The organism is Streptomyces sp. NPDC051576 (assembly GCF_040681835.1).
Taxonomy (GTDB): Bacteria; Actinomycetota; Actinomycetes; order Streptomycetales; family Streptomycetaceae; genus Streptomyces.
Window position 1 is genome coordinate 574,381 of the sequence record NZ_JBFAZO010000004.1, and the last position, 19,102, is coordinate 593,482.

Annotated in this window: 15 protein-coding genes; 4 read left to right on the forward strand and 11 right to left on the reverse strand. The window is 69.9% G+C overall.

The features are described 5' to 3' along the window. Both AB0M63_RS16315 and AB0M63_RS16320 read right to left on the reverse strand, forming a co-directional pair. Entirely contained in the window at window positions 1-1,080 is a 1,080-nt protein-coding gene (locus AB0M63_RS16315; protein ID WP_355925573.1) for an ABC transporter permease, read from the reverse strand. Then, on the reverse strand, window positions 1,080-2,099 hold the full coding sequence (locus AB0M63_RS16320; protein WP_355925571.1) for a sugar ABC transporter substrate-binding protein: 1,020 nt from the start codon (window positions 2,097-2,099) through the stop codon (window positions 1,080-1,082). The genes AB0M63_RS16315 and AB0M63_RS16320 overlap by 1 nt, the downstream gene beginning before the upstream one ends. A 328-nt stretch (window positions 2,100-2,427) precedes the next feature. Between AB0M63_RS16320 and mmsA the strand changes: the two genes are divergently transcribed. After that, window positions 2,428-3,927 carry a CoA-acylating methylmalonate-semialdehyde dehydrogenase gene (mmsA, locus tag AB0M63_RS16325; protein WP_366019812.1) on the forward strand — a complete coding sequence of 500 codons (1,500 nt, stop codon included), beginning with the start codon at window positions 2,428-2,430 and terminating at the stop codon, window positions 3,925-3,927. 2 nt (window positions 3,928-3,929) lie between these two features. Further along, on the forward strand, window positions 3,930-4,703 hold the full coding sequence (locus AB0M63_RS16330; protein WP_366019813.1) for a GntR family transcriptional regulator: 774 nt from the start codon (window positions 3,930-3,932) through the stop codon (window positions 4,701-4,703). Window positions 4,704-4,792: 89 nt separating this feature from the next. Here the strand turns inward: AB0M63_RS16330 and AB0M63_RS16335 are convergent, their stop codons facing one another. The 7 genes from AB0M63_RS16335 to AB0M63_RS16365 form a co-directional block, all read right to left on the reverse strand. Next, window positions 4,793-5,641, reverse strand: a complete 849-nt coding sequence (locus tag AB0M63_RS16335; RefSeq protein ID WP_366019815.1) for a sugar phosphate isomerase/epimerase family protein — start codon at window positions 5,639-5,641, stop codon at window positions 4,793-4,795. Between the two features lie 164 nt (window positions 5,642-5,805). Then, window positions 5,806-6,693 carry a sugar phosphate isomerase/epimerase gene (locus tag AB0M63_RS16340; RefSeq protein WP_366019816.1) on the reverse strand — a complete coding sequence of 296 codons (888 nt, stop codon included), beginning with the start codon at window positions 6,691-6,693 and terminating at the stop codon, window positions 5,806-5,808. Next, a complete protein-coding gene (locus AB0M63_RS16345) occupies window positions 6,690-7,637 on the reverse strand; it encodes an NAD(P)-dependent oxidoreductase (protein WP_355910257.1) in 948 nt (315 codons plus the stop codon). The genes AB0M63_RS16340 and AB0M63_RS16345 overlap by 4 nt, the downstream gene beginning before the upstream one ends. A 4-nt stretch (window positions 7,638-7,641) precedes the next feature. After that, window positions 7,642-8,859, reverse strand: coding sequence for a Gfo/Idh/MocA family oxidoreductase (locus AB0M63_RS16350; protein ID WP_355910254.1), 1,218 nt, complete (start codon window positions 8,857-8,859; stop codon window positions 7,642-7,644). A gap of 18 nt (window positions 8,860-8,877) precedes the next feature. Then, window positions 8,878-9,648 carry an aldolase/citrate lyase family protein gene (locus tag AB0M63_RS16355; RefSeq protein ID WP_355910251.1) on the reverse strand — a complete coding sequence of 257 codons (771 nt, stop codon included), beginning with the start codon at window positions 9,646-9,648 and terminating at the stop codon, window positions 8,878-8,880. Next, complete coding sequence (iolD, locus tag AB0M63_RS16360) at window positions 9,645-11,603, reverse strand: 3D-(3,5/4)-trihydroxycyclohexane-1,2-dione acylhydrolase (decyclizing) (protein WP_366019818.1); 1,959 nt, start codon at window positions 11,601-11,603, stop codon at window positions 9,645-9,647. The genes AB0M63_RS16355 and iolD overlap by 4 nt, the downstream gene beginning before the upstream one ends. Window positions 11,604-11,634: 31 nt before the next feature. Further along, window positions 11,635-13,077, reverse strand: a complete 1,443-nt coding sequence (locus AB0M63_RS16365) for an aldehyde dehydrogenase family protein (RefSeq protein ID WP_355910245.1) — start codon at window positions 13,075-13,077, stop codon at window positions 11,635-11,637. A 186-nt stretch (window positions 13,078-13,263) separates the two neighbouring features. Between AB0M63_RS16365 and AB0M63_RS16370 the strand changes: the two genes are divergently transcribed. Continuing rightward, window positions 13,264-14,196: a 2-hydroxy-3-oxopropionate reductase gene (locus tag AB0M63_RS16370; RefSeq protein WP_366019819.1), complete on the forward strand. Its 933-nt coding sequence runs from the start codon at window positions 13,264-13,266 to the stop codon at window positions 14,194-14,196. A 71-nt stretch (window positions 14,197-14,267) separates the two neighbouring features. Here the strand turns inward: AB0M63_RS16370 and AB0M63_RS16375 are convergent, their stop codons facing one another. Beyond that, complete coding sequence (locus AB0M63_RS16375; protein ID WP_366019820.1) at window positions 14,268-15,905, reverse strand: subtype B tannase; 1,638 nt, start codon at window positions 15,903-15,905, stop codon at window positions 14,268-14,270. A 339-nt stretch (window positions 15,906-16,244) separates the two neighbouring features. Between AB0M63_RS16375 and AB0M63_RS16380 the strand changes: the two genes are divergently transcribed. Continuing rightward, window positions 16,245-17,657, forward strand: coding sequence for a PHB depolymerase family esterase (locus AB0M63_RS16380; RefSeq protein ID WP_366019821.1), 1,413 nt, complete (start codon window positions 16,245-16,247; stop codon window positions 17,655-17,657). A gap of 55 nt (window positions 17,658-17,712) precedes the next feature. On the opposite strand, the gene AB0M63_RS16385 is transcribed toward AB0M63_RS16380, so the two are convergent. After that, window positions 17,713-19,062 carry an alpha/beta hydrolase-fold protein gene (locus AB0M63_RS16385; protein ID WP_366019822.1) on the reverse strand — a complete coding sequence of 450 codons (1,350 nt, stop codon included), beginning with the start codon at window positions 19,060-19,062 and terminating at the stop codon, window positions 17,713-17,715. Between the last annotated feature and the right edge of the window lie 40 nt (window positions 19,063-19,102).

Consider the following 19,102-nt stretch of genomic DNA (forward strand, 5'->3'; position numbering starts at 1 on the left):
TCACCTCCGGGTCGCGGTGCGCTGGATCCACAAATTGATGAGAACGGCGCCGAGCAGCATCACGCCCAGGAACGCCTTGAACCAGTCGGGGTTCCAGCCCGCGTACACGATGCCCTGCTGCACCATGCCGAACATGAACGCGCCGAAGACCGGGCCGATCGCCGAACCGGCACCACCGGTCAGCAGACACCCGCCGATCACGGCAGCGGAGATGTAGATCAGCTCGTTGCCGACACCCTCACCGGACTGCACCGTGTTGAACGAGAACAGCTGGTGCATACCGACGAACCAGGCACCGAGACCGACCAGCATGAACAGCGAGATCTTCGTGAAGGTCACCGGCACACCCACCGCCCGGGCGGAGTCCTTGTTGCCGCCGGACGCGAAGACCCAGTTGCCGTACTTCGTGCGCAGCAGCACCCAGGTCGCGATGGCCGCGAACACCAGCCAGTACACAATGGTGATCTTCACCTGCACACCGCCGACATCGAACGACGACGCGAAGACCTTCTTGGCCTGGCTGAAGCCGTCCATGTCACTGATGTCATCGGTCGCCACGTTCCCGGTGACCAGCTTGGTCACCGCGAGGTTGACACCCTGCAGGATCAGGAAGGTGCCCAGGGTGATCAGGAAGCTCGGCAGACCGGTCTTGACCACCAGCCAGCCGTTGAGGAACCCGATCGCCAGCGACACGATCAGCGCGACGATCACACCGACCCACACGTTCATCGTCAGCTGGTAACTGAGCATCGCCGCGGTCAGCGCCGAGGTGATCACCGCGACACCCGACGACAGGTCGAACTCCCCGCCGATCATCAGCAACGCCACCGGCAACGCCATGATCCCGATCGTCGACGACTGATACAGGATGTTCGCCATCGAGGCGCCGTCCCGCACCGGCGGAGCGGCAATCAGGAAGAACACATACACCGCGGCCGCACCGAGGAAGACACCCACCTCAGGACGCGCCAACAACCGCAACGCCAAAGGCCGTTCGGAGGTCCGGCCGTCCGTCTGATGGTCCGGCGGAGCCGGCGACGGGGAACCCGTCGCCGGAGCCGTGGTCTGGGTCATAGTCATCACCGAGTGCCCTTCGCGGCGAACGCGGCGACCTTGTCGATGTTGCTCTTGTCGACAATGGCCGGGCCGGTCAGCACGGCCTGCGCACCGCCGCCGCTGTAGTTGCCGTTCGTCTTGTAGAGCCACAGCGAGTCGACCGACAGGTAGCCCTGGAGGTAGGGCTGCTGGTCGATGGCCCACTGGATCTTGCCGGACTTGATGGCGGCGACCGCGTCCTTGTTGAGGTCGAACGTGGCGAGCTTGGCCTTGCTGCCCGCGTCGGTCACCGACTGCGCGGCGGTCAGGGCGATCGGGGCGGCCAGCGTCGCCACGAAGTCGATCGACTTGTCCTGCTGGAGCTTGGCCGTGATCGTCGACTTCACCGACGGCATGTCCGTGCCGTTGACGTACAGGATGTCGGTCTTGCCGGAGAAGGTCTTCTTCAGCCCGGCACACCGCTGGGTGAGGCCGATGTTGCCCTGCTCCTGGACGACACAGACCGTGTGCTTGGCGCCGACCGAGTTGAGCTTCTTGCCGAACGCCTCACCGGCCACCGTCTCGTCCTGCCCGAAGAACTCCAGCATGCCGAGCTTCGTCCAGTCGCTCACGCCGGAGTTGAAGCCGACGACGGGTATGCCGGCCTGCCCGGCCTTGGCGACAACGCTCTTGAGGGCGTCCGGCTTGGCGAGGGTCAGGGCGATCCCGTCGACCTTCTGGTCGATCGCGTTCTGCACCAGGTTGGCCTGGTTGCCCGCGCTCGGGTCGGAGGAGTAGACGAGCTTGACGTTGTCCTTGGCGGCGGCGGCCTGGGCGCCCTTGCGGACGATGTCCCAGAAGGTGTCACCGGGCGCGGCATGCGTGATCATGGCGATCGTCATGCGGGGAGTGGTGGCCTTGCCCGCCGAGGCGCCGGAGGTGTCCTCCGTGGACTTCTTGCCGCCCGAGCTGCTGGAGCAGCCGGCGACGAGCAGCGCGGCGGCTGCGGCCGTGGCGACGACGGGGACGATTCTGCGGGAGCGGGTGTACGACGTGCGATCCATCTTCCGGCACCTCACTGTGCGACGGGGAGGGTAAGGAGGCGACTGACTGTTGCAGGCGCTGTGGGACACATGCCGTTTACGCGGATGTTTCCCATGACGAGATGGAACAGCCATGAACCCCGGGGGTCAACGTTTGTAATGACATCATTTATCCATCACGGCAAGATGTCAGAACATGCACTTGACGTTGCTTGTGGCGCCCTCTACACCTGAAATGGCCTGAGTCATTCGGCCTTTTCCCTTCGCCTACCCAACGCGATGAGCCGGCTTCAGTTTTTACATGCATTAGCCATTCAATGCCCGGCTTCATGAGAGGAAACCCGCACCCATGAAAATCCTCCGTCACTGGATCAATGGCAAGCCCTACGAAGGTTCGTCCGGACGCCGCGGCCCCGTTCTCAACCCTGCAACCGGCGCCCAGGAGAAGGAGGTTCCCTTCGCGTCGGTCGACGAGGTCGACGCGGCGGTCGCCGCGGCCAAGGACGCCTACGCGACCTGGGGCACCTCGTCCCTGGCCAAGCGGACGACGATCCTCTTCAAGTTCCGCGCGCTCCTGGACGCCAACCGGGACGCGATCGCCGAGCTGATCACCGCCGAGCACGGCAAGGTGCACTCCGACGCGCTGGGCGAGGTCGCGCGCGGCCTGGAGATCGTCGACCTGGCGTGCGGTATCAGCGTGCAGCTCAAGGGCGAACTGTCGACGGGAGTCGCCACCCGCGTGGACGTCTCCTCGATCCGGCAGCCGCTGGGTGTCGTGGCCGGCATCACGCCCTTCAACTTCCCGGCCATGGTGCCGATGTGGATGTTCCCGATCGCCATCGCGACCGGCAACACCTTCATCCTCAAGCCCTCCGAGAAGGACCCCTCGGCGGCCCTGAAGATCGCCGAACTGCTCGCCGAAGCCGGCCTCCCCGACGGTGTCTTCAACGTCGTGCACGGCGACAAGGTGGCCGTGGACCGTCTGCTGGAGCACCCGGACGTCAAGGCGGTCTCCTTCGTCGGGTCCACCCCGATCGCCCGCTACATCCACACCACCGCCTCCGCCAACCACAAGCGGGTGCAGGCGCTGGGCGGCGCCAAGAACCACATGCTGGTCCTCCCGGACGCCGACCTGGACGCGGCCGCCGACGCCGCCGTGAGCGCCGCCTACGGGTCGGCCGGCGAGCGCTGCATGGCCATCTCCGCCGTCGTCGCCGTCGGTGCGATCGGTGACGAGCTGGTGGCGAAGATCCGCGAGCGCGCCGAGAAGATCAAGATTGGTCCCGGCAACGACCCGACCTCCGAGATGGGCCCGCTGATCACGAAGGTGCACCGCGACAAGGTGGCCTCCTACGTCACCGGCGCGGCGGCCGAGGGCTGCGAGGTCGTCCTGGACGGCACCGGCCACACCGTGGAGGGCTTCGAGGACGGCCACTGGATCGGCATCTCGCTGCTCGACAAGGTGCCCACGTCGGCGAAGGCCTACCAGGACGAGATCTTCGGCCCGGTCCTGTGCGTGCTGCGGGTGGACACCTACGACGAGGGCGTGGCCCTGATCAACGCCTCGCCGTTCGGCAACGGCACCGCGATCTTCACCCGGGACGGCGGCGCGGCCCGCCGCTACCAGCTGGAGGTCGAGGCCGGCATGGTCGGCGTGAACGTCCCGATCCCGGTCCCCGTCGGCTACCACAGCTTCGGCGGCTGGAAGGACTCCCTCTTCGGCGACCACCACATCTACGGCAACGACGGCACGCACTTCTACACCCGCGGCAAGGTCGTCACCACCCGCTGGCCCGACCCCGCCGACGCCCCCACCGGCGTAGACCTCGGCTTCCCCCGCAACCACTGAGCATGCCCGGGAAGCGGAAGGCGGGCGGCGAACCGGCTCCGTTCGACATCGCCATCGACCACCGGAGCCCGGTTCCGCTGTACCACCAGCTCGCCCAGCAGTTGGAGCAGGCCATCGAGCACGGCCTGCTCCAGCCGGGTGCTCTGATCGGCAACGAGATCGACCTCGGCGAACGCCTCGGCCTCTCCCGGCCGACCGTCCGGCAGGGCATCCGGACCCTGGTCGAGAAGGGGCTGCTGGTGCGGCGGCGGGGCGTCGGTACCCACGTCGTGCACAACACGGTCAAACGCCCTCTGCACCTCACCAGCCTCTACGACGATCTGCGGGAGGCCGGGCAGCAGCCGAGCACCCGGGTGGTGAGCAACGACGTCGTGCCGGCGTCCCGTGAGGTCGCCACGGCCCTTGGGGTGAGGCAGGGCGACAGCGTGCTGCGGCTGGAACGGATCCGGTACGCGAACGGTCTGGCCGTGGCCGTACTCCGCAACCACCTGCCGACCGGTCTCCTGCTGGACCTGGACACGGAACAGTTGGAGTCCACGGGCCTGTACCGGCTCCTGTACGCGGCCGGGGTCACCCTGCACAGCGCGCAGCAGGCGATCGGCGCGCACGCTGCCACCGCCGAGGAGGGCGCCTACCTCGCGGTGCCCGAGGGAGCGGCCCTGCTCACCATGCGGCGCACGGCGTACAACGCCGCGGGCGGGGCCGTGGAACACGGCACGCACCTGTACCACGCGGCGCGCTACATGTTCGAGTTCCAACTCCTCGTACGGGCATAGGGGCGCGCGCGAAGGCAGGGGGTGGCGGGGACGACCGTGGTTTCGTCCCCGCCGCCCCCTGCGGCTCTGTCCCGGCTCTGCCCCGGCCGCTATGCCAGCAGCGCCGCCGCGGTGCGGTACGCCGCCTCTGCGGCCTCCTGGACCGGCAGCTTGCGGTGTACGTCGGACAGGATCTCCACTCCCCAGGGCCCGGACCAGCCGGCCGTGCGGAGGGCGGTGATGATCCCCGGCAGGTCGAAGGAGCCCTCTCCGCACAGGCGGCGGCGATGGACGGTGTCCTCGAAGAGGGTGCCGATCACCTGCGCGTCGGCGTCGTTGAGTTCCACGCCCACGATGCGCGAGGCGGGCACCTTCGCCAGCTCCGCGGGCGGGGTGTGGGCGCGCTCGGTGTGCCAGACGTCGATGATGAGGCCGCCGGCCGGATGCCCGGCGGTCTCGACCAGCCGGAGACCGTCGTGCACGGTCTTGAGGTTGGTCCAGGGCAGGAACTCGACGGCGAGCCGCGCGCCCACGTCGTCGCACTGTGCGGCGAGCGTGGCGAACTCCTCGGCCCAGACGTCGAGTTCCCACGGGCGGTCCTCGCCGTCGGGGCCGATCTTGAGGTGGTGTGCGCCGAGCGCCTCGGCGGACTGGAGCATGTGCCGGCGGACGGCGTCCGACGCGGCGCGCCGGGGTCCGTCGGTCCACCAGTCGGTGAGCAGCTCCAGCTCGATGTGGTCGAGTCCGTTGTCGGCGAAGAGGGAGCGGATGCCCGCGATCCCGTACTGCCGCTCGGCCTCCACGAGGTCCGCGTGCAGCAGGCCGAAGGCCGTGAACCCGGCGGCGCTCGCGGCCTCCACCCGTTCCCGCAGGCTCAGCGGGCTGCGCAGGTCCTCGCCGTCGGGAGCGGCGTCGCCAGCGGTGGTCCAGCAGGTGGCGAGCAATTTCTCAGTGGTCATTTCTCGGTATTCCTCAGAAATGGATTACGAGCCGACCGGGACGGACGAGGCCAATTCCCGGCCGGGTGTGAATTCGACCCGAAATCGTTATGTGCCCGAGAGCGGGGACGACCCGTGCGGCAGGAAGTCCCCGCCCTCAGGGCGGACAGGTGGTCTGTATACGGTTATGCGGTGGCGCGCAGCACCGAGCGCAGATGCTCGGCGCTTTCCCATACCTCCTCGACGGGTCCCTTTTCCTTGGGCTCCGCTGTGAGGATGGTGTCCTGTTCCAGGACATACCATCCGTCGTATCCGCGCGCGCTGAGGTGCGTGACGATGGACTCGACGTCCACGTCTCCCGCGCCCAGCGGGCGGTACATGCCCCCGCGTACGGCCTCGGTGTAGGTGAGGCGGCCCGACTGGACCTTGGCGGCGATGGAGGCGTCCACGTCCTTCATGTGGGTGTGGGCGATGCGCTCGGGTGCCTGCCGGGTCAGCTCGGCGGGGTCGGTGCCGCCGATGAGCAGGTGGCCGGTGTCGAGGCAGAGGGAGATCGACGAGTCCTCCAGGACGCGCCGGACCTCCTCGCCGTTCTCGATCATCGTGCCGACGTGCGGGTGCAGCACGGCCCGTACGCCGCGTTCGGCGGCCAGCGCCGTCAGCCGGTCGAGGTTGGACAGCAGCAGCTTCCAGCCGTCGGCGTCGAGCTCGGGCCGGGAGTCGTAGCCGTCCTGGCCGGTGATGGCGGAGAGGACGAGGACCTCCGCCTTCGAGGCGGCGTAGCTCTCCAGGAGCTGTTCCGTCTCGGGCAGCGGGTCGTGGCCGGGCACGTGCAGCAGCAGCGGGGTGAAGCCGCCGACCGCGTGCAGGTCGTGCTCGGCGAGGGTCCGGGCCATGGCGTCCGGCTCGCCGGGCAGGAAGCCCTCGGGGCCGATCTCGGTGGCGGCCAGGCCGACCTCGCGCATCTCCTTGAGCACCCGTTCGGGCGTCAACTGGTAGCCCCAGCCGGGCACTTCGCACACACCCCAGGAGATGGGCGCGCCGGCGATCCTGTTCAGCGGTGAAGTGGTCATGCCGTGGCCTTCCGGAGGTTGTAGTCGGGGTCGGCGACCGCGGCCGGCGGGCGGTCCGCGAGGACGTCGGCGACGCCGCGCGCCGCGTCGACGAAGGTGAGCGTCATCGCCCTGCGGGTCATGCCCATCAGGTGCGGGGTGAGGACGACGTTCGGGTGGTCGAAGAGCGGGTGGTAGAGGGCCGGCTCGGGGTCGAACACGTCCAGACCGACACCGGACAGCCGGCCCGACTCCAGGGCGGCCAGGGTGGCGTCGAGGTCGAGCAGACCGCCCCGGCCGCAGTTGACGAGGATCGCTCCCGGCTTCACCCGGGCCAGCAGGCGCTCGCCCACCAGGTGCCGGGTGCCGTCGGTGAGCGGGGTGTGCAGGGTGATGACGTCACTGGTGGCGACGAGGTCGTCCAGATCGGCGCAGGCGACGTCGGCCGGCGGCGGGCTGAACGGGTCGTACGCGAGCGTCCGCATGCCGAAGACGGCGGCCAGCTCGCCCACCCGGCGGCCGATGCGGCCGTAGCCGACGATCCCCACGGTGGCGCCGTCCAGGTCGCCGACCGGCAGGGAGGCGCGCTCGGCCCAGCGGCCCTCGCGCACCAGCTCGGTCAGCGGGTTCAGGCGCTTGGTCAGATGCAGTGCCATGGCGAGGACGCCCTCGGCCACGGCCCGGCTGCCGCTGTTCGGGGTGACGACGACGGGGATCCCTCGGGCGGACGCCGTCGCCACGTCGACCAGGTCGACGCCCACTCCGGTGCGGGCGATGACCCGCAGCCGGGGCATCCGCGCGAGGAGGTCCGCGTCGACATGCCGGTCCGCGCGGACGATGGCGCCCTCGGCGACCGCGAGGTCGTCGGGCGTCGGGTCGGTCACGAAGGTGACCCGCTCGCCCAGGACGGGGGCCACCGTGTCCGTGTCGACCGGGCCGAGGGCCACTACGACATGCTTGCTCATACGATCAACTCCGCGCCGGGTGACCGAAGTTCGCGCCGTCCACGGCCGGAACCGGCTGCCAGGAACCGCTCTGGGCGGAGGCCGCGGCGGCCGCGATCACCTCGGCGACGGCGTGCGCGTCCTCGATCGTCGAGTTGTTGTGCTCGACGCCCGCGACGGCGGCCAGGAACTTCTTGGCCTCGATGACCTTCAGGTCGTCGTAGCCCATGCTGTTGCCGGGGCCGGGCTGGAAGCTGGCGTAGTCGCCCATGTGGCCGTTGCCGAGCACCGTGGTGTAGCCCTGGTCGGGGCCGCTGCGGCCGACGGCGACGCGCAGTTCGTTCATGCGCTCGAAGTTCCAGGCGACCGAGCCGTCGGTGCCGTAGATCTCGAAGCCGATGCCGCACTGCGGGCCGACGATGACGCGGGACGCCTCCAGCGTGCCGACGGCTCCCCCGTTGAAGCGGACGAGAGCGGCGCTGTAGTCGTCGTTCTCGACCTCCGCCATCTCGCCGTCCTCGATCACCGCGAAGTGCGTGCCGGAGCCCATGGGCAGCAGCGGGCGCTCGGTGTAGACGGTGCTGGTGAGCGCGGAGACCTCGTCGATCGGGGCCACGACGTAGCTGACGAGGTCCACGACGTGGCTCATCAGGTCGCCGAGCGCGCCGTGTCCGGCCAGGTCCCGCTTGAAGCGCCAGGACAGGGCGCCCTTGGGCTCGGAGGCGTAGCCGGAGAAGAACGTGGCGCGCACGTTGGTGATACGGCCGAGCCGTCCCTCGGCGATGAGCTGGCGGGCCCGCTCGACGGCCGGGGCGTGCCGGTAGTTGTAGCCGATGGAGGTGACCACACCGGCGGCGCGGGCGGCGGCGGCGACCTCGGCGGTCTCCTCGGCGCTGCGGCCGACGGGCTTCTCGATCCAGAACGGCTTGCCGGCCTTGGCGGCGGCTATGCCGATCTCGTGGTGCAGGAGGTTCGGCGCGCAGATCGAGACGACCTCGACGTCCGGGTCGTCGAGGACGGCACGGTAGTCGGTCGAGGCCTTCTCGTAGCCGAGGACGTCACGGGCGTAGGCGGCCCGGTCCTCGGCCGTGTCGGCGGCGTGCACGAGGCGGGGCTTGATGCCCAGCTCGGGATAGACGGACGGCAGTGCCTGGTAGGCGCGGCTGTGCAGCTTGCCCATCCAGCCGACGCTGATGAGTCCGACGCCGATCTCGCGTGCGGCGCCCGGGGTGGTGGGGGTCATCTGTGTCTCCTGAGGTTTCTAGGCCCGGGCTTGGTCGAGCGCGCTGGACAGGGCGGCGGCGAGCAGGGTGGAGTCGGAGCCGATGCCGATGAAGGTCCAGCCCTCGGCCCGCTTGGCGGCCGCGGCCGCGCCGTCGTTGACGAGGAGGCCGCACGCCTTGCCGTGGTCGGCGGCGGCCTTGCGGACGCGCTCCAGCGCCTGCTGGTAGACCGGGGCGCCGAACTCGCCGGGCACGCCGAGGTCGTGGCTGAGGTCGCGGGGGCCGACGAACAGTACGTCGGCTCCGTCGAGGGCCGCGATGGCCTCGACCTCGTTCAGCGCGGCGACCGACTCGATCTGGACCACGCCGAGGATCTCCCCCTCACGGTCCAGGGCCTCGGGGTCGAGGGCGAAACGGCAGGACCGGTTGTAGGTGGCCACGCCCCGGTCCCCGGTGGGCGGGTACCTCAAGTGCCGGATGGCTTCCTCGACTTCGGCCGCCGAGTCGAGGCGCGGCAGCATGACGCCGGCGACGCCCTGGTCGAGGGCGCGGCCGATGCGGATGCGGGCCGCGGACTCGACGCGTACGACGGTCGGCACCCCGTAGGCAGCGGCGGCGGGGACGGTCGTACGGAGCTGCTCCTCGCCCCCGGCGCCGTGTTCGAGGTCGAGCAGCACCCAGTCGGCACCGGCGGCGGCGCAGACCTCGGCCGAGACCGGGGAGGCGAGGCCGATGAAGGTGCCGAGGGTGGCCTCACCGGCAGCGAGGCGGCGGCGCAGGCGGCCGAAGTCCAACGGTGAGTTGTTCATCCGTACCACCTCTGGGAAGCGAGACCGTCTTCGTACTCACGGCGCAGCTGGGCGACCGTTTCCTGCTCGGAGACCTCGGCCGGGGCCACGTCCCACCACACACCCGCACCGGGGAGGTCGGCGTGCGGGATCACGGGCACGACGAGGACGACGGGCCCGGCGTGGTCCCGGGTGTCGGCCAGGGCGGCCCGCACCTCGTCGGCGGTGGTGGCGCGGAGCGCGCGGGCGCCGAGGCCCTCCGCCGTCTTGACGAGGTCGACCTGGAGGTAGTCGCCCTCCAGCCGGGCGGGCTTCTGCGAACCGATCTCCAGGCTGCCGTCCCGGTACCGGAACTCGTTGCCGAACTCCCGGCCGTTGCGCCCCATCTGGAGGCGGTGGATGACCTGGTAGCCGTGGTTCTCCGGGATCACGATGGTGAGCGGGAGCCGCTCCTGGGCGGCCGTGACCAGCTCGGTCGGCGCCATCAGGAAGGTGCCGTCGCCCAGCAGGGACAGCACCCGCTTCGAGACGTCCGGCTCGGCGAGGCGGACGCCGATCGCGGCGGGCAGTTCGTAGCCCATGCAGGAGAAGCCGAACTCCAGGTGCGCGAGGCGGCCTTCGGTGGCGTCCCACACCTTCTGGAGGTCGCCGGGCGGACCGCCGGCGGCGGCGATGATCGTGTCGCCGGACCGCGCGTGCTCCTGGAGCAGACCGATCAACTGGCCCTGGGTGAGCACCGCGTCGGTGTCGCTCACGACGTCGGGATCAGCGGTGGAGTGGTCGAAGGGCGTGTCCGGGTCGAGGGCGGCGGCCCGCAGCTCCTGCCACCGCGCGTCCAGCTCGCGCACCTTCTCCTGCCAACCGGCCGACGTGGTCGTGCCGTTGGCGCGTACGGCGTCGGTCAGCGCGGCGAGCGCCCGCTTCGCGTCGGCCACGATGCCGGTGGCGCCGAGCCGGTCCGCGTCGTGCACGTTGACGTTGATGCTCGCGAAGCGCACATCGGGGTTCTCGAAGATGGAGTGCGAGGCGGTCGAGAAGTCCGTCAGACGCGAGCCCACGGTGAGCACGAAGTCGGCTTCCCGGGCGAGGGCGTTGACGGCCTGGGTGCCTTCGAGGCCGATACCGCCCAGCCCCCACCAGGCCCGCCGCTGCACCGCGCCCTTGCCGCCGAACGTCTCCGAGACGGGGATGCCGGCCGCGTCGGCCAGCGCCTCCAGCTCCTCGGTGGCACCGGAGTACACGACCCCGCCACCGGCGATGATCAGCGGCTTCTCCGCCTCGGCGAGCATCCGCGCCACCGCCGCGACCTCGTCGGCGTCCGGCGCCGGGCGGCGGATCGTCCAGTCGCGCTCGGCGAAGAACTCCACCGGGTAGTCGTAGGCGTGGGACTGGATGTCCTGCGGCAGGGAGACGACGACCGCGCCGGTGTCCACGTCGGTCAGCGCCCGCATCGCCGCGGGCAGCGCGGTCAGCAGCTGCTCGGGCCGGGTGATGCGGTCGAAGAAGCGGGAGACGGGCCGGAAGGCGTCGTTGACCGAGGTGTCGGCCTCGATGGGGTGCTGCAACTGCTGGAGTACGGGCCCCTGGTGGCGGGTCGCGTAGGTGTCGCCCGGCAGCAGCAGGACGGGCAGCCGGTTGACGGTGGCGAGGCCCGCGCCGGTCACCATGTTCAGGGCGCCGGGCCCGATGGAGGCGGTCACGGCGAGGGTGGAGTGCCGCCTGTTCGCCTTGCCGTAGGCGGTCGCGATGTGGACGAGGGCCTGCTCGTTACGGCCCTGGATGAAGGGGAGTTCATCGCTGAGCTGGTCGAGGGCCTGGCCGAGGCCGGCCACGTTGCCGTGGCCGAAGATGCCGAGCGCGGCGGGGATGAGGCGGCGGCGGTGACCGTCGGCCACGGAGTACTGCCGGGAGAGGTAGGTGACGACGGCCTGGGCGACGGTGAGGCGCACCGTGCGCTGTTGCGTCCGGTCAGTCATGAGTGGCTCCTGATAGGGGATACGGGCGCAGTCACCAGGGACGGCCGTGCAGAACGATGGTCTTGACCTCGGTCATCTCGCTGACCGCGGCGCGGGGGCCTTCCTTGCCGTAGCCGCTGCCCTTGAGGCCGCCGTACGGCATCAGGTCGGCGCGCCACAGGGGCGTCCAGTTGATGTGGACGGACCCGGCGTCGATCTCCCGGATGGCCCGCACCGCTCCGGCGATGTCGGAGGTGAAGATGCCGGCGCCGAGGCCGTAGGCGGTGCCGTTGGCCTGGGCGATGGCGGACTCCCAGTCGTCCGCCGAGCTGACGGCGACGGCGGGACCGAACAACTCCGTCTGGCTGAACGCGGACCGGGGGTCGACGTCGGCGACGACGGCCGGCTGCACCACGGCACCGTCGCGCTCACCGCCGATCAGGACCCGCGCCCCGTCCACGGTGGCCTGGGCGATGGCCCGCTCGACGCGCTCCGCCTCCTTGGCCGTGATGAGGGCGCCCATCGTGGTGTCCGGGGAGGAGGGGTCGCCGGTGCGGATGTTCCGGACCTTGGGGACGAGGGCGTCCAGGAAGTCGCCGGTCACGGCGGGATGGGTGATGACCCGCTGGACAGAGATGCAGACCTGTCCGGCGTTGACGTACCCACCCGCCGCGACGGCGCTCGCGGCGGCCTCGATGTCGGCGTCGGGGAGGACGACGACCGGGCAGGAGGCGCCGAGTTCCAGGGACAGCTTCTTCACGCCGGCGACCCGGGCGATGTGCTCGCCGGTGGTGGTCGAGCCGGTGAAGGAGATCTTGCGGACGCGGGGGTCGGTGACGAGGGCGTCGCCGAGCACCGAACCGGAGCCGACGAGCACGGAGAGCACGCCCTCCGGCAGACCCGCGTCGACGAAGCACTCGGCGAGTTCCAGGGCGGTGAGGGGGGTGCTGGTGGCCGGCTTGAGGATCACCGCGTTGCCCGCGGCCAGGGCCGGGGCGAGCTTGTGCAGGACCAGCAGCGCCGGGTAGTTGAACGGCGTGATCGCGACGACGATCCCGCAGGGCTGGCGCAGCGTGAAGCCGATCTTGTCCTGACCCGTGCCGCGGTTGGCGTCGAGCGGGAGGGTGTCGCCGTAGAGCTGCGTTCCCTCGAAGGCGGCGAGCCGGATCAGGTCGCCGGAGCGGGATGCCTCGCCGGTGGCCTCGGTGATGGTCTTGCCGGACTCCGCGCTGATGGTCTGCGCGGTCTTCGGGGCACGCTCGTCGGCGAGCTCGGCGGCCCGCAGCAGGATGCGCATCCGCTCATGGGCGGGCGTACGGCGCCAGACGGCCGCGCCCCGCTCGGCGGCGGCGAGGGCAGCCTCGACATCGTCGGTACCGGCGAGCGCCACGGTGCCCACCGTCGAACCGTCGAACGGCGATGTGACCTCCCGGGTCCGCCCGTCCCCCTTGGCCGCCTGCCAGCGACTACCGATCAGCAACTCCACGGGCGCCATTGCCCTCTCCCTTCAGGAAGCCGTCAGAACACGGCTGTGCCCACGGCCAAGCCGTTTACGTGCCCGTAACGGTAGGTCCGCCGGAAGGGGTTGCGAAGCCCTCGGATGAATCATTTCGCCATCATTGGGGCCAGCATTTATCCATCATCGTGGAGGGCTGTCATCGTCCTGCCCTACGGTCGGAACATGGATCGGAACCTGGATGGGCACACGGACACGTCGCACGGGAAGCTCCGCTCCGTCGCCTTCATCGGCCTCGGCATCATGGGCGGCCCGATGGCGGCCAACCTCGTCCGGGCGGGGTACCGGGTCACCGGCCACAACCGCAGCCGAGCGGCCGTGGACCGTCTCGTCGAGGCGGGCGGGCACGCGGCGGGCAGCGTGGCGGAGGCCGTGGCCGACGCGGACGCCGTCATCACCATGCTCCCGGCGGACGCCGAGGTCACCGAGGTCGTCCTGGGCGAGGGCGGCGTACTCCAACACGCCCGCGCCGGAAGCCTGTTGATCGACATGAGCACCATCAGCCCGCGCACCGCCGTCGCACTGGCGGAGGCGGGCCGCGAATATGGCCTACGAGTCCTGGACGCCCCCGTCTCCGGCGGCGAGGCGGGGGCCATCGAGGGCGTGCTGTCCATCATGGCCGGCGGCGAGGACGCGGACTTCGAGCGGGCGGCTCCCCTCTTCCACGCCCTGGGCACCACCGTCGTGCACGTCGGCCCGCCCGGCGCCGGCCAGACGGTGAAGGCCGCGAACCAGCTGGTCGTCGCCGTCAACATCCAGGCCCTGGCCGAGGCCGTCGTCTTCCTGGAGAAGGCGGGCGCCGACCTGCCGGCCGCCCTGACGGTCCTCGGCGGAGGCCTGGCCGGCTCCACCGTCCTGAACCGCAAGAAGGACGCCATGCTGAACCGGGACTTCGCCCCCGGCTTCCGCATCGACCTCCACCACAAGGACCTGGGCATCGTCACCGACACGGCCCGCGACACCGGCGCGGTCCTGCCGACGGGCACCCTGGTCGCCCAACTCCTGTCGTCCTGCCGGGAGAACGGCGAGGGGGGTCTGGATCACTCCGCGTTGCTGCGGGGGGTCGAGCGGCTTTCTGGTCGCGCGCGGACCGACTGAGCCCGCCCGTGGCGCAGGGCGTTCCGGCGTCAGGAGGCGCAAGGGAGTAGTACGGAGAACCGCCCCGGGCGCTACTTCCGCCGGCTCTTGTGGCCCGAGATGTCCGCGATCCAGGTCACGAAGTCGCCGAGGTCGATGTTGGCGCCGTGGCCCTGGTCCCAGTAGAAGAGGTAGTTGACGTCGTCGCCGAGGTTGTCCAGGGCGGTGGCGAGGTTGGCGGAGACCGTCAGTGCCGTGTCGGTGTCGTTGGTGCCCAGGCGGATCCACCAGTGCTTGGCGCGCCGGGAGTTGGGCTGGTCGACGATGAAGTGCATCGGGTTCATCAGGCGCAGCTTCGCGGGGATGTCGCTCGCGACCCGCTTGGTGGCGAGGCCCGTGGTGTCGTTCTTCGCGCCGTACGCGGTGAAGTGGCGGGCGAGCGTCGTACCGGTGCCGAACTCGTTGTTCTCGCCGGCCGACAGGTCGAAGGCGTCGAACGCGGGCGTGGTCTTCTTGCGGGCGCCGACGTGTGCGAGGTACTGCGCCCAGGTGAAGGTCGCCTGCTCGCCGTCCCAGCCGATGTCCGTGTTGGCGGCCAGATAGGTCGCGCGGTCGGTGTCCGAGAGAGCCTTGAGGTAGGCGGTGGCCGACGGCCGGATGAAGGTGTCGAGCAGGTAGTCGTCGTAGTTGCGGGCGGTGAGCGGGCCGAAGCCGTCCATGCCACGCAGCTTCAACGACGCCTGGTACTCGGCGAACTGCGCCTGGAGCTGCTTGGAGACGGTCTGGTCGACGACCGCGCCGGTGGTCTGGGTGACGTTGGTGCCCCAGTTCCACTCGTAGGCGCCGTCGGCGTGCTCCAGGTCGGCGATCGGGCACCAGTCGGCGCTCGCGAAGACCGCGTCGGAGGTGTCGGCGGCGCCGATCTCCTTGAGGTACGTGGCGTACAGCGGGCTGTCGCCGGAGGAGCCGACGAGCGCGGACAGCGCTCCGCCGGCGCTGACACCGGCGGAGATGATCCGGTCGGTGTTGCCGGGGATGCGGCCCTTGTTCGACCTGATGTAGCGCACGGCCGCCTTGAGGTCGACGATCGCGGCGGGGGCCGTTCCGTAGTACTCACCGGCGGTGTTCGTCAGCGAGCGGCCCCGGGCGCCGGGCTCCACGACGACGTATCCCGCCAGCAGGGCCATCTTCGGCATGGCGGCGGCACCACCACCGCCCGGCTCCGGTGTCGCGGAAGCCGAAGCCGAAGCAGTCGGAGTGGCGGAAGGAGACGCAGAGGCCGACGCGGACGCCGAGGGGGAGGCGGAGGCGCCGCCCGGCCCACCCGCCGGCGGTGTGCCGGTCATCGCGGCGCCGCCGACACCGGTCGCCGTCGTCACGGAGGACGGCATGTAACCGGCGATCACGTTGGACACCACGATCGGCGCGTTGCTCGCGTCCACGGCCGTGCCGTCGATCTCGACGGGCACGCTGACGATCAGGCTCTGGTACTCCTCGTCGACCGGCTTGGCGACATAGGTGATGGCCTTCCAGAAGTGGTAGGTCACCTCATGGTCCTTCAGATCCGCGCCCGTGATGGTCGTCGTGATCTCCGTGTACGCGTCCGGGTCGAAGACCAGGCTTCCCGGGGACGAGGAAGAGGCGGACGAGGCAGTCGTCGTGGCCGACGCCTGTCCGCTGAGGGTGATGCCGCCGATCGCCGCGACCCCGGCGGTCGCACCGATCCCCATGACGACGCTCCTGCGCTGAACTGACTTGTACTTCACGTCTGTTGACCTCTCCAGTACATGGCCGTGTCCCCCTCGGTCCGCACCGGCCTGCGGCTCCTGTCCTCCCGAACGTAGGCGGCATGTTGACGATATTGCCAACGATCCGTTCGCATTCACAGGAGACCGATACGTGCCACGAGGCCCCCCGAACCACGCGAACCACGGTGGCTGAGAATCCCCTTATTGTTGACGAAATTGCGGACACTTCTGTTGTGGCGGTCCTAGGGTCCGAAGGCGAACATCGAGACAGGCGACCACCGCCTTCGTCCCGACGCCCCCCACGGCAAAGGAGAAGAATCCGTGAAACGCCGGAGCGTCCTGGCTGGACTCGCCGCGGCAGCCGCCGTCCCCGCCATCGGTGCCTGCTCTTCCGCTTCCTCCGACTCGTCGAGCAGCGCGGTGAGTGGGACCCAGTTGGCCGCGCAGAGCGGCCACATTCTTGGGGCCACCGCCATCACCGAGGTGTTCGGGGACGGGCAGAAACTCACCGCGGTCGCCGTCCAGTACGACACCGAGATTGACACGTCGAAGTTGACGCTGTCCACGTTCAAGGTCACCGACAGGACCGTGACCAACGTCTACGCCAACACCGAGGCGGCGACGGCCGGACATGGGACCAACGGCGCCTACGTCGTCATCGAGCTCTCGCCCCTCGATGACGCGGCCCGCCTGTACGTGGACCACTTCTCGGGCTCGTCGTCCTCCTCCTCTCCGTCCCCGTCTGCGTCGGCGTCCTCCGCCTCGCCATCGAGCTCTCCGAGCGGCGGTCCCGGCGGCGGGGGCATGACCCCACCCACGCTGAAGACGGCGTCGGCCGAGGTGACCCAGACCGGCACGGTGACCACGGCCGCCGGCGACACGTACGCCGCGAGCGGCGGAGCCGTCACGACGAGCAAGGTCGACAACCTGATCGTCGACGACTTCCAGCAGTTGAAGTACACCGACGCCGAGACCGGCAACTCCCTGCAGTACAACCTGTTCGTGCCGAAGAACTACGACCGGCACAAGTCGTATCCGATGGTGCTGTTCATGCACGACGGCGGTACGACCAGCACGAACCCGCTCATCACCCTCACCCAGGGACTCGGGGCGGTCATCTGGGCGAGCCCGAGCGAGCAGGCCAAGCACGAATGCTTCGTCCTGGCACCGCAGTTCACCAGCGAGACGGACGAGGGCAGCGACGGCAACGCGCCGGCCCTGAAGACCATCAAGGGCCTGATCGAATCGCTGGCCGACAAATACAGCATCGACCGCAAACGGCTCTACACCACCGGCCAGTCCGGCGGCACGATCACCTCGATCGCACTCGACTTCACCTACCCCGACCTCTTCGCGGCCTCCTTCCTCGTCGCCGGCCAGTGGGACGACCTCACCCAGGTCAAGCCGCTGGCCAAGCAGAAGATCTGGGCCGTGGTGTCACAGGGCGACGAGCAGGCGTACCCGGGCATGACCGGGATCATGGACACCCTCGCCAAGGAGGGGGCGAAGATCAGCCGCGCCGTCTGGAACGGCCAGCTCACCCCGGCCGGATTCGCCCCGTACGCCGCCGCGATGCGGGCCAAGAAGACGCCGGTCAACTTCGTGGCGCTGAAGAAGGGCACCGTGGTGTGGCCCGGCCTGGAGGAGAGCAGCGTCGACAACCACGTCTGCACCTGGCGGGCCGCCTACACCATCGAGGGAATCAGGGACTGGCTCTTCGAACAGAAGAGGTGACCCGGTCATGGCGGTGGGGCGGCCCGGTCGGGGGCCGCCCCACCGCCATGACCGCTCAGGCGCCCCAGTCGGCAGGCGCGGTGGAGGCCGGCAGGAAGGCCGTGCGGGTCAGGAAGTCCCTGAGCAGCAACCGCCATACGTGCCACTCGTGTCCGCCGTCGATGAACGCGGTCTGGACGTGGACACCGGCGGCGGTGAGGTCGCGCACCGCGCGGAAGGGCCCCCGGTGGATGGTGGAGAAACCGGGGTTCACGGGGTCCTGCCAGCCGCCGCCCACGTACACCGACACCTTCTTCATGGCGGCGACGAGGTCGGCGGAGAAAGTGGTGTCCGGCGGCAGGCCGGCGCTCATGATGCCGTAGTAGCCGAACTGTTCGGTGTTGTTGAGCAGGAGGTAGGAGGTGCGCATGCCGCCTGCCGACAGCCCGGAGTACGCGCGGTCGGACGCCGAGGCCGACACGTTGTAGTGCGCCTCGACCCATGGGAAGACCCGCTCGATGAGGTCGGTGCGGTGGAGTTGCTCGGCGGTCGAGGCGGCGTAGCCGGTCGCGTTGGGCATGACGACGACCATCGGCTCGACCTCGCCGCCGTTGACGAGGTTGTCGAGGATGTCGGCCATGTCGCCCTGGGTGCTCCAGCCCATCTCGTCCTCTCCTCCGCCGTGGCTGAGGTAGAAGGTCGGATACGGCTCGGCGCGCTTCGGGTCGTAGCCCGGGGGCGTGTAGATCACGAGGTAGTTCTCGTCGGCCGGCGTCACATGCCCCGGTGAGCTGTAGGTGACGTGGCGGAGCTTGCCGCGCGGGCCGTCGGTGGGCCCCTGCCAGGACAGGTCGACGGGGTCGAAGCGCGGGTCGGAGGGGACGTAGACCTGGCTGCGGTCCACGGCCCGGCCGTGGAGGACGCCGTCGACGACGTTCCAGGCCGGGTTGGCCGGGTCGGGGACCTGCCCTGTGGTGGTCGTGTCGTCGGCGTCGGCATCGATGAAGAAGCCGTAGGTGAAGACGCCGCCCGGCAGGGGTGTGGTGTGCGTCCACACGCCGTCGCGGCCCTTCTTCATGTCGACGACGGGGAAGTTGGGGCTGGTGGAGTTCGGGTGGGAGGCCGGTATGTCGCCCGGCCGCCACTGCGCGGGCAGCAGGCCCGGGGTCGGCACGGTGTAGTCGGGTCCGGTCAGCCGCTGCGGGAGTTCACTCGGCCGCTCGAAGTACCACTCGCCCTTGAGCTGGACGCGGGTGGCGGTCGGGGCGTGGTAGCGGAAGGTGACCTCGTAGCCGGTGGGGTTCTTGCCGGTGTGCTTGACGACGGGCCCGTACTCGTCCTCGGTCCTCCTGCTCTCAGGGGGCGACGCGGCTGCGACGCCGGCCGTCGATCCGAGCAGCGACGCGCTCCCCACGGTGAGGGCCATGGCTCTGGCGGCTTCTCGTCGTGTCATTGACATGCGTGCG